This window comes from Tateyamaria pelophila, assembly GCF_019966495.1.
Lineage (GTDB): Bacteria > Pseudomonadota > Alphaproteobacteria > Rhodobacterales > Rhodobacteraceae > Tateyamaria > Tateyamaria pelophila.
In genome coordinates this window covers 20,132-30,280 of sequence record NZ_JAIMIA010000059.1, presented here as the reverse complement: position 1 = coordinate 30,280, position 10,149 = coordinate 20,132, and the positions used below count along the sequence as shown (strand labels likewise).

The 10,149-nt window shown below is 60.1% G+C and carries 8 protein-coding genes and 1 tRNA gene; 6 read left to right on the top strand and 3 right to left on the bottom strand.

All coding sequences use genetic code 11. The annotated features are described in order from the left end of the window. Window positions 1-145: 145 nt before the first annotated feature. Together LC354_RS16830 and LC354_RS16825 are read right to left on the bottom strand one after the other, a co-directional pair. Window positions 146-220, bottom strand: a tRNA-Gln gene (locus tag LC354_RS16830). A 217-nt stretch (window positions 221-437) separates the two neighbouring features. Continuing rightward, entirely contained in the window at window positions 438-1,430 is a 993-nt protein-coding gene (locus LC354_RS16825) for an NADPH:quinone reductase (protein WP_223425963.1), read from the bottom strand. A gap of 87 nt (window positions 1,431-1,517) precedes the next feature. Between LC354_RS16825 and LC354_RS16820 the strand changes: the two genes are divergently transcribed. Next, window positions 1,518-2,234 carry an alpha/beta fold hydrolase gene (locus LC354_RS16820; RefSeq protein WP_223425961.1) on the top strand — a complete coding sequence of 239 codons (717 nt, stop codon included), beginning with the start codon at window positions 1,518-1,520 and terminating at the stop codon, window positions 2,232-2,234. After that, a complete protein-coding gene (locus tag LC354_RS16815) occupies window positions 2,221-2,370 on the top strand; it encodes a hypothetical protein (protein ID WP_223425955.1) in 150 nt (49 codons plus the stop codon). The genes LC354_RS16820 and LC354_RS16815 overlap by 14 nt, the downstream gene beginning before the upstream one ends. A gap of 160 nt (window positions 2,371-2,530) precedes the next feature. Here the strand turns inward: LC354_RS16815 and LC354_RS16810 are convergent, their stop codons facing one another. After that, window positions 2,531-2,977, bottom strand: coding sequence for an SH3 domain-containing protein (locus LC354_RS16810; RefSeq protein WP_223425967.1), 447 nt, complete (start codon window positions 2,975-2,977; stop codon window positions 2,531-2,533). A 169-nt stretch (window positions 2,978-3,146) separates the two neighbouring features. Here LC354_RS16810 and LC354_RS16805 point away from each other — a divergent pair, with 169 nt between their 5' ends. The 4 genes from LC354_RS16805 to LC354_RS16790 all read left to right on the top strand — a co-directional run bounded on the left by LC354_RS16805 (window position 3,147) and on the right by LC354_RS16790 (window position 10,132). Continuing rightward, window positions 3,147-4,133, top strand: a complete 987-nt coding sequence (locus LC354_RS16805; protein WP_223425954.1) for a 2-hydroxyacid dehydrogenase — start codon at window positions 3,147-3,149, stop codon at window positions 4,131-4,133. 82 nt (window positions 4,134-4,215) lie between these two features. After that, window positions 4,216-5,997 (top strand): gamma-glutamyltransferase, encoded by a 1,782-nt coding sequence (ggt, locus tag LC354_RS16800; RefSeq protein WP_223425952.1) that lies wholly within the window; start codon window positions 4,216-4,218, stop codon window positions 5,995-5,997. A 27-nt stretch (window positions 5,998-6,024) separates the two neighbouring features. Further along, the gene (locus LC354_RS16795; RefSeq protein ID WP_223425950.1) at window positions 6,025-7,428 is read left to right on the top strand and encodes an FAD-binding oxidoreductase; all 1,404 of its coding nucleotides are present in this window, start codon (window positions 6,025-6,027) and stop codon (window positions 7,426-7,428) included. A 202-nt stretch (window positions 7,429-7,630) separates the two neighbouring features. Then, on the top strand, window positions 7,631-10,132 hold the full coding sequence (locus tag LC354_RS16790) for a GcvT family protein (protein WP_223425943.1): 2,502 nt from the start codon (window positions 7,631-7,633) through the stop codon (window positions 10,130-10,132). The last annotated feature ends 17 nt before the right edge of the window (window positions 10,133-10,149 follow it).

Genomic DNA, 10,149 nt, shown 5'->3' with positions numbered 1-10,149 from the left:
GAATCGCCGAATTTCCTCCTCAAAAGCGCACACAGAATCCATTTGTGGAGAAAATTCCGAAAAAACTCCTTGACACGGATATGCACGAAGTGACGCCAGATTGGCACGCTTATGCTACATTGGCACAGCAACTAAAGAGATAATTTGGCTGGGATGGTAGGATTCGAACCTACGGTACACTGTACCAAAAACAGTTGCCTTACCACTTGGCTACATCCCAACGTGAAGCGCTAATTAGAGCGAGAGTGCCGAGCGTGCAAGCCCCTATTCAGCAAAAAGCGCATCGGGCGCATCCTTGAAACCGGACAAACTGATTTACACTGCCGAACAGGTTCGCCAACTCAAAATTTGCACAATCGCGCATGGTCTTCTCAAAACCGCATGTACGACCGGACCTTGCGCAGATCGAGGTACGGTCGCGTGGCGTGCTTTTCTGGTTAGGCTTGCATATTGACCAGAATGGCCCCGTCGCGACCCGCAGCCTCAACCGCTTCGTGCGCTTTGGCACAGTGTTCCAATGGATATGAAGCCTCGACCGGACAGTTCAGCGCGTCCTGGCCGAGCGCATCGTGCAACCGGGTTATGGCAGCGTCACGCTGAAGCTTGGGCAGCAGATAGATCAACAGGATGTCGATGGTCGCGGCTTTGAACAGCAGGGGGCCAAAATTCAACGCGGGCGTCATCGATTGGGCAGATCCATAGGCCGCGATGGTTCCATTGGGTGCGATCACCTCCGCGTCGGTCGCAATGTTCAGGCCGAATTCCACTTCGACAATGCGATCCATGAACTTGCCGTCATTGGCCGCCAATATCTGTGCAGGTAAATCCGCCGTGGTGTAGTCCAGAACGACATCCGCTCCTGCTGCGCGTGCCGCTGCCATTCTGCCCTTGCTTGTCGTCGCGAGCACCTTCGCTCCCCCCCATTTGGCCAGTTGTACGGCCAGCAGTCCGACTGTGCCCGCGCCACCTTGCACCAGAAGAGTTTGCCCGCGGATATCGCCGCCCCCGAACACGGCGTGGCAGGCGGTGAGGCCGGGAATGCCGAGGCTGGCACCTGTCTCGAAGGATACGCTCTCCGGTAAGGCGACGGTCTGATCCGCAGGCAAGCAGATATGCGTGGCCGCAGTGCCAAAAGCACGCTGCCATTGCCCGTTCCAGATCCAGACGCGGGTGCCGAGCCGATCGGACGCCACGCCGTCCCCAACCGCGACGATCGTGCCGGCGCCGTCGCTGTGCGGTATGATCCGGTCAAATGCGGGTTTGGTCACACCGGGACGGGATCCGGAACGCGCCTTCACATCCGAGGGATTAACGCCTGAAACGGCGAGTTCCACCAGCACCTCGCCCGGCTTTGGCGTGGGCGTTGACAGTGTTATCATTTCCAGAACATCGGCAGCTGCGCCAAATCGTGTGTAGGACATTGCTTGCATGGATAGGTTCCTGTCTGGTTGAATCTGAGTGAGGACGATGTGAGGTCACGGCCCGTTATCCCCGTGCCTATCGAAAAGGAGAGGGCCATGAAAGTCCTGCGCACACCGGACGCTGCATTTGCGGATCTGTGCGGCTATGAGTTTGCACCGTACTACACGACGATCCCGGATGGGGCAGGGGGGCACACTGCGCATGCATCATGTCGACGAAGGCCCGTCGGTTGCGGCCCCATCCTGTGCCTGCATGGCGAACCTACTTGGTCGTATCTTTATCGAAAGATGATCCCCGTTTTTGCCAAAGCGGGGCACCGTGTTTTGGCACCTGACCTTGTCGGCTTCGGCACATCCGACAAGTCGGCAGAACGGGGCGATTACACCTATCAAGACCACATCGACTGGGTGACGTCGTGGCTGATCGGGCTGCGATTGATTGCTGCGATGCCAGAGCGAACTGCGTGTGTTGTGGCGGCGAATACGGCGCTCCCAACGGGTGACGAGGGGCCGTGGCCCGCGTTTGAAGCATGGCGCGGCTTTTCCCAATCCGTGGAACAGTTCAATTCGGGTCGTATTGTTTATGGTGCGACCACGCGGAGGCTCTCCGATCAGAACATCGCGGCCTGCAATGCGCCTTTTCCGGATGAGCGTTACAAAGCAGGGGCGCGGCAGTTTCCGATGCTTGTGCCAACGCGCCCGGATGATCCGGCATCTGAACCGAACCGGGCGTCTTGGCAGGTGTTGCGGGGCCTGGATCTGCCCCTTGCTCACTATCTTCGGCGCGGACGACAAGGTGATGGCGGGCGTTGACAAACTGTTTCAGGCACGGATGTCGGGCGCAGCCGGACAAGCGCACCAGGTTCTGCCCAATGCGGGCCATTTCCTGCAAGAGGATGTCGGACCGGAATTAGCACAGGCAACGTTGGCGTTTATTGCCGCCACGTGAGACATGTGATCACGCGCGCACTTTTGCCGACAGAGTTAAGCACGCCGCACGATTTGCAGATCCCGGTGCTGACAAGACAGTGGTTCAGATTGTGTGGCTCTTGCGGGCGGTTCCGTTGTCGAAACACGCGGTTTCGCGCAGATTGCGTGAGGCCGAAAGATCAGTCGCGCAGTTCATCCATGGCGACGCCCCAGAGGCGGGCCTTTGGGGCCCATCCTTTGTATCCACCTGAATTGAGCTTGCACCATTCCGGCCCGCATTCCCCCAGACGGGCGACAACGCCTGCCTCAAGGGCCGCAGTGACGGGAGCGTTCGGTTCAGGCCGGGAGCGCAGGGTCAGCATGTCTTGTTCCACGATCACCGTGCGTGTGCCGGACAGCAGGGAATAGTGAACCCATCCCCCCAGACCGTCGCGATCTTCGACGCGGCGCCAGTGCCCATGTTCGGCGGTGATTCTCAGCGGCATGTCGCGCCGTTGAAAGACCCAGTCGATCCGATGGGTCAAGGACGGGCCGCGACGCACGTTGCCTTCACTGGCTTTCAGGGAAACAAATCGGGGCAAAGGCAGATTCGTGACTTGGCCCGTGTCGCGCGCTGCAACAGGCATCGCCAGCGCCAGCGCGAGGAAAATACTCAAAAATCGTCCGTGTGCCCGCATCACAAGGTAACTTCCGCTCATCTCGTGCCTCTTGATGTGGCCGAGGTTCTTGTGCCTCGTGCTCACATCCGCCACCATGCCCCTAAATAACGAACAGGCCAAGCGCGGGGAGGGCACAATGCCAAAGGAACGTCTGAGTGTTGTCGTAACGCGACGGTTGCCGGCCGAAGTGGAAACACGGCTGAGTGAACTTTTTGATGTGCGCCTGCGTGAGACCGACGCGCCGATGACCCGAAACGAGCTGGTGGACGCCATGAAAACGGCGGATGTGCTGGTGCCGACGATCACGGATACGATTGATGCGTCGGTGATTGGACAGGCGGGGGACCGGTTGAAACTGATCGCGAATTACGGGGCGGGTGTCGACAATATCGACGTCGCGACCGCCCGCCAGCGCGGTATTCTGGTCTCCAATACGCCGGGGGTTCTGACGGATGATACGGCGGATATGACCATGGCGCTGATTCTCGCGGTATCTCGGCGGATCCGCGAAGGGATGAAAGCGATGGAAACCGGCCATTGGGAGGGATGGGCACCGACTGCTTTTCTCGGGGGGCGCGTTGGCGGGCGACGCCTCGGTATCCTTGGGATGGGCCGGATCGGACAGGCGGTCGCGCGGCGGGCTGCGGCCTTTGGCATGCAGGTGCACTATCACAATCGCAGACGCCTGCGCCCCGAGACGGAACAGGAGTTGGACGCGACCTACTGGGACAGTCTGGATCAGATGGTGTCGCGGATGGATGTGCTGAGTATCAATTGTCCGCACACGCCGTCTACGTTTCATTTGATGAACGCACGCCGCCTCAAGTTGATGAAGCCGGATGCGGTTATCGTGAACACGTCCCGCGGCGAAGTGATCGACGAAAACGCGCTGACCCGGATGCTGCGTGCAGGCGACCTCGCCGGGGCGGGTCTGGATGTCTACGAGCAAGGCACCAAGGTGAACCCGCGCCTGCGTGAATTGGAGAACGTCGTTTTGCTCCCGCACATGGGCTCGGCCACGCGCGAAAGCCGGGTTGAGATGGGCGAAAAGGTGATCATCAACATCAAGACGTTCAGTGACGGCCACCGACCGCCGGATCAGGTTGTGCCGTCCATGCTCTGATCCGGCTTTGACCAGCCGGAAAACGGCGCGTTTTCCGGCAAAGGCTTTTGAGAAAAGCCTTGTGCACCAAGTGGAGAAACCGATGCGATTTTTTCTGACGATTGCCTTTTCCCTCACGGTCGGCACGGCGCTGGCTCAGCAAGCGGCCGACGCCGTGCAACCTGAAAGCGCGACGTCGGCCAGTGTGGCCGCGGCATCTGAGGCCGTGGCGGCATCGCTGGCCGCCAAGCAGGCTGGTCAACCGGTCACTGCCCGTAACTACATGGTCGCGGCGGCCAACCCCCTCGCGGTTGAGGCGGGGGTGGATATCCTGGCCAAAGGGGGGACGGCCGCGGACGCGATGGTTGCCGTCCAGACCGTTCTGGGCCTTGTCGAGCCGCAATCGTCAGGTTTGGGCGGCGGAGCATTTCTGGTCTGGTACGACGCGGAAACGTCTTCGCTCTCGACGCTCGATGGGCGTGAAACGGCTCCGTTATTGGCAACGCCGCGGCTTTTTCAGGATGAGGCTGGCGAACCGATGGGGTTCTTCGATGCCGTCGTGGGGGGGCGATCTGTCGGAACGCCCGGTACGCCTGCGCTGCTGGAAGCGATGCACGAAAAATGGGGCCGCCAGCCTTGGGCGGGACTGTTTGACGCGGCCATCGGCCTGGCCGAAGACGGGTTCGACGTGTCCCCCCGGCTTGCGGACTTGGTAGAAGGCGATGCGGAGCGATTGGCGCGCCACGGAGCAACCGCCGACTACTTCTTGCCGGGGGGGACGCCGATTTCCGCAGGCACGACCCTGCAGAACCCTGAATACGCGGCGGTTTTGAATCAACTCGCCGCGGACGGGAGCGATGCCTTCTATACCGGGCAGATTGCCGAGGATATCGTCGCCACTGTGCGCGATTTCAGTGACAACCCCGGTGTGTTGTCCGAGCGCGATCTTGCGGTCTATCAGATCCGGGAGCGGCCTCCTGTCTGTGTTGTCTACAGGGCCTATGAGGTGTGCGGAATGGGGCCGCCCTCTTCCGGTGCCCTCACTGTCGGTCAAATTCTGGGCATCCTCGACAGCTATGATCTGGCAGCGTTGGGGGCCGAAAATCCCGAAAGCTGGCGATTGATTGGCGATGCGTCCCGGCTGGCCTTTGCGGACCGGGGGCGGTTCATGGCGGACAGTGATTTTGTGCCCATGCCGACGAAGGGGCTGGTGGACCCGGCCTATCTGGCCGAACGGGCCGAGGTGCTGGGCGGCGACGCGGCATTGAACGATGTGGCACCCGGCAACCCAGCCTTTGATCATGCGATGATGTGGGCGGATGACGAAAGCATCGAACTGCCATCGACATCGCATATCTCGATTGTCGACAGCTACGGCAACGTCGCTTCAATGACCACGACGATTGAAAACGCCTTTGGATCCCGGTTGATGGTGAACGGCTTCCTGCTCAACAACGAGTTGACGGATTTCAGTTTCCGGACCCATAGCGACGGCGTCCCGATCGCCAACGCGCTGGCGCCGGGCAAGCGGCCGCGGTCTTCGATGTCGCCGACAATCGTGCTCAAGGATGGTGCGCCCGTTCTCGCCATCGGCAGCCCCGGTGGCAGTCGCATCATCGGGTACACTGCGAAAGCCATAATTGCCCACATCGATTGGAGCATGAATGTGCAGGAAGCCATTGATCTGCCCCATGCGGTCAACCGGTTTGGGACCTATGATGTGGAAGCGGGGACGTCCGCCGAAGACCTTGGTGGGCCGCTTGAGGCGATGGGGTTTGAGGTGAATGTGCGCGACTTGAACTCGGGCCTGCACGCGATTGCCATTGGCGATGGATTGCAAGGCGGCGCGGATCCACGCCGCGAAGGAATTGCCCTGGGGAACTGATCCCGGCGCAGATGTGAGGAGAAACCTATGGTGCAATCCATCGATTTGCCGCGCAATGAAAGCGGCATTGCAACGGCGCTTGGCGTGCTCAAGCAGCAATTTGGCGATCGGCTTCATACCGGCCAGGCGATGCGGAACCAGCACGCGCACACGACGACGTGGATCCGGCCACAGGCGCCGGACGCCGTGGTTTTCCCCCGCTCGACGGCGGAGGTGTCGGAGATCGTCAAGGTCTGCGCGACGCACAAGGTGCCGGTGATCCCCTTTGGAACAGGGACATCGCTGGAGGGGCATGTGAATGCACCGGCCGGTGGTGTGTCGGTTGATCTGACGCAGATGGATGCCATTCTGGCGGTGCATGCCGAAGATCTGGACTGTGTCGTGCAGCCCGGTGTCACGCGGGAACAGTTGAACACGCATTTGCGGGACCGAGGCCTGTTCTTTCCAATTGATCCCGGTGCCAATGCGTCGCTCGGTGGCATGGCCTCGACCCGTGCGTCCGGTACAAATGCGGTCCGGTACGGCACCATGAAAGACAATGTGATCGCTCTGGAGGCGGTGATGGCAGATGGGCGCATCATCCGCACGGCGCAGCGGGCCAAGAAGACATCCGCCGGGTATAATATGACTCAGCTTTTGGTCGGCTCTGAGGGGACTTTGGGTCTGATCACGGAAATCACTTTGAAATTGCAGGGTATACCGGAAGCGATCAGTGCGGCGCGGATGTCTTTTCCGTCCATCGATGCGGCCTGCCGTGCCGTGATGACCACGATCCAATACGGTATTCCGGTGGCCCGTATCGAGTTGCTGGACGAGTTGAATGTGCGCGCGGCCAATGCCTATGCGGGCTTGGCCCTGCCGGAGGTTCCCTTGTTGCTGTTGGAATTCCACGGGTCAGATCAGAGCGTCCGGGAACAGACAGAAATGTTTGCCTCTATCGCCGAGGATGTGGGGGGCACGGATTTTGAAGCCACGACCAGCACCGAAGAACGCAACAAGCTCTGGCAGGCGCGCCATGACCTGTACTGGGCGACGCTGCAACTGCGCCCGGGCGCACAAGGTATATCGACGGATGTCTGTGTGCCGATCTCAAGACTGGCGGACGCCGTTACCGGGGCGCAGGCCAAGGCGGCGGAGCTTGATCTGTTGTCGCCGATCGTGGGCCATGTGGGGGATGGCAATTTCCACTGCCTGGTCTTGATCGATATGGAGGACGCCGATGAAGTGGCGCGTGCCGAAACCTTTGTGGCGTGGCTCGCCGATGAAGCGATCGCGGCGGAAGGGACGTGTACGGGTGAGCATGGGATCGGCCAGGGCAAGATGCCCTATCTGGTCAAGGAACTGGGGGCGACGACTGAATTCATGGCAGCGATCAAAGGCGCGCTGGACCCGCAGAATATCATGAACCCCGGCAAGATTTTCAGCCGTTGAACGGACGCGCATATGCGCGACGCGATTGATTTGCGCTGGCGCGCGGCCTTGGGGCGCTGCCCCAAACCCCGGAGTTTATGCGGCAAGATGAAGCGGATCCTGCGGGAGGTCGTTTTTTTGCTGCGACGGGTCGGGTGCCTGACGTGGGCAACCCCGTTGCATGATTAGAACAAGTTCAATGATCGTCTAAGGGAATCGCGCTATGAAAACGCAGGTCAAAGCATTGGTTGTGGGCGGAGGCGCTGTTGGCACCTCCATCGCGTATCATCTGGCCCGGGCAGGCTGGGACGATGTGATGTTGCTGGAGCGCGACGAACTGACCTCGGGGTCGACCTGGCATGCGGCGGGTTTGCTGCCTTATTTCAACATGTCGTTTGCGACGACTCATATTCATGACTATTCGATCAGGTTCTACAAGACCCTTGAGGAAGAGACTGGTTTGAACGCGGGCTTTGCCGTGGTCGGCAATTTGCGGATGGCGCAGACAGACGCGCGCATGGACGAATATATGCTCTATGCGTCGACTGCCGAAACCTGTGGTGTTCCGTATGAGTTCATGACGCCCGATCAGATCAAGGCGAAATGGCCGTTGATCCGGACGGATGACCTAAAAGGGGCGCTCTATCACCAGACAGACGGGTATATTAACCCCGCTGATGTAACGATGGCGATGGCCAAGGGGGCCCGCCAGCGTGGTGTGATGATCGAACGCAAGTGGCAGGCAGATGCATTTCATTGGAATGGTGAAGCCTGGGAGGTGACGTCGACCAAGATGGTCGAACAGGGGGGCAATCTGGTCCCGTCCGATGAGCAGATCGTCATCACCGCCGAACATGTCGTGACCGCGTCGGGCAACCATGCGCAGCGGACGGCGAAAATGTTGGGCATCAAGATGCCTGCCATCCCGGTTGAGCATCAGTTTATCGTGATGGATCAGGACCCTGCGCTGGTGAAGTTTCGGGCAGACGGCAATGTGGAGCACCCTGTGGTCCGAGATGCCGACGCGCAGTCTTATGTGCGCGAGGAGCGCGGCGGCTGGATCCTGGGCGTTTACGAGAAAGGCGCGCCTGCGCGTTTTGAATACGGCGTGCCAGACAGTTTCCGCGCGGACCTGTTCCAGCTTGATCTGGAGCGGATCGAAGAACAGTATTTGGCGATGATCCACCGGGTGCCGTCCTGTGAAGAGAGCGGGCTCAAGGACGATTTCAACGGGCCGATTTGTTACACGCCGGATGGCAACCCGCTGGTTGGCCCGGCGCCCGGCTTGCGCAACATGTGGTTGGCGGAGGGCTTTTCCTTTGGGATCACGGCAGCGGGCGGCACGGGCTACTACCTCGCGCAGTTGATGGTTGAGGGGGAGGCCGAGATTGACATGGCGTCGCTGGATCCCAAACGGTATGGCGACTGGATGACGACCGAGTTTGCGGCGCGCAAGAACGAAGAGTGCTACGATCACGTCTATATCCTGCATCACCCCGATGAGGAGCGCCCTGCCTGCCGCCCTCTGCGCACGTCGCCTGCCTATGATCGGCAAGCTGCACGGGGCGCGCAGTTCGGGTTCGTGAACGGGTGGGAGCGGCCCAATTATTACGGTCCGTTGGATGCGCCAGAGAGTTTTGACCATGATGCCCGGTCGTTCCGCCGTGGTGGATGGTGGCAATATGCGGTCGATGAGGCGAAGGCCATTCGTGAAGGCGTCGGTCTGATCGATGCAACTGCCTTTACCAAGCATGTTGTACGCGGCCCTGGGGCCACGCAATTTCTGGACTGGTTCACCTGCAACAAGCTGCCATCGGTGGGCCGCATCAACCTGACCTATGCGCTGACCGGGGCGGGGACCACGCGGACCGAATACACCATCGTGCGGATCGCGCAGGACGAATACTACCTTGTTTCGGCCGGAGCCTGGACGGCCTATGACAGCGATTATTTGCGCAAGGCGATCGAGGACAAGGCCCCTGAGTTTGGCTATATCGAGTGCCATGATGTGACGACCCAGTGGGGTGTGTTTGCCATTGCCGGGCCGAAATCGCGGGATGTGCTGAACGAGATCGTGAAGGATGGCGATCCTTCGACCGTGCTGTCGAACAAGCGGTTTCCCTGGTTGACCATGCGCAATATCGAGCTGGGCATGTGTCCGGTCCGTGCCATTCGCGTCGCCTATACGGGCGAGTTGGGCTGGGAGCTGCACCACCCGATCGAGATGCAGAACTACCTTTGGGATCAACTGGTGGGGGCCGGTGAAAGGCATGGGATGAAATTGGTGGGAGCCCGTGCGCAGAACTGGTTGCGTCAGGAAAAATCCTATCGCGCCTTTGGAACCGAACTGGGTCGCGATGCCACGCCGTTGGAGGCGGACCTGCCGCGTTTTGTGGACCTGTCGAAAGAGTTTCATGGCAAGGCCGCGATGGAAGCCATCGGCGTACGTTCCAAATGCGTGACGCTTCTGATTGACGGACCGGACGACGCCGACCCATGGGGTCGCGAGGTTCTCTATCACGGAGAGACACGTGTGGGGCGGCTGACGTCGGGCGGTTATTCGGTGACCTTTGGCAAGTCGATCGGCATGGGATACGTGACACCGCATCTGGCTGTGCCGGGGACCAGGCTCAAGGTGAAAATGTTTGATCAACTGTGGGATGCAGAGATCGTGCAGGACAGCCCCTATGACCCCAAAAACGAAGAGATCCGCAAAGACGGGTAAATGAGGGCGGAGGATGC

Bases quoted from the DNA above. Each gene is read 5' to 3' on its own strand.
- LC354_RS16820 (WP_223425961.1), top strand. From the start codon at position 1,518: ATGAAAGTCCTGCGCACACCGGACGCTGCATTTGCGGATCTGTGCGGC.
- LC354_RS16825 (WP_223425963.1), bottom strand. From the start codon at position 1,430: ATGCAAGCAATGTCCTACACACGATTTGGCGCAGCTGCCGATGTTCTG.
- LC354_RS16805 (WP_223425954.1), top strand. From the start codon at position 3,147: ATGCCAAAGGAACGTCTGAGTGTTGTCGTAACGCGACGGTTGCCGGCC.
- LC354_RS16815 (WP_223425955.1), top strand. From the start codon at position 2,221: ATGGCGGGCGTTGACAAACTGTTTCAGGCACGGATGTCGGGCGCAGCC.
- LC354_RS16810 (WP_223425967.1), bottom strand. From the start codon at position 2,977: ATGCCTGTTGCAGCGCGCGACACGGGCCAAGTCACGAATCTGCCTTTG.
- LC354_RS16790 (WP_223425943.1), top strand. From the start codon at position 7,631: ATGAAAACGCAGGTCAAAGCATTGGTTGTGGGCGGAGGCGCTGTTGGC.
- LC354_RS16795 (WP_223425950.1), top strand. From the start codon at position 6,025: ATGGTGCAATCCATCGATTTGCCGCGCAATGAAAGCGGCATTGCAACG.
- ggt (WP_223425952.1), top strand. From the start codon at position 4,216: ATGCGATTTTTTCTGACGATTGCCTTTTCCCTCACGGTCGGCACGGCG.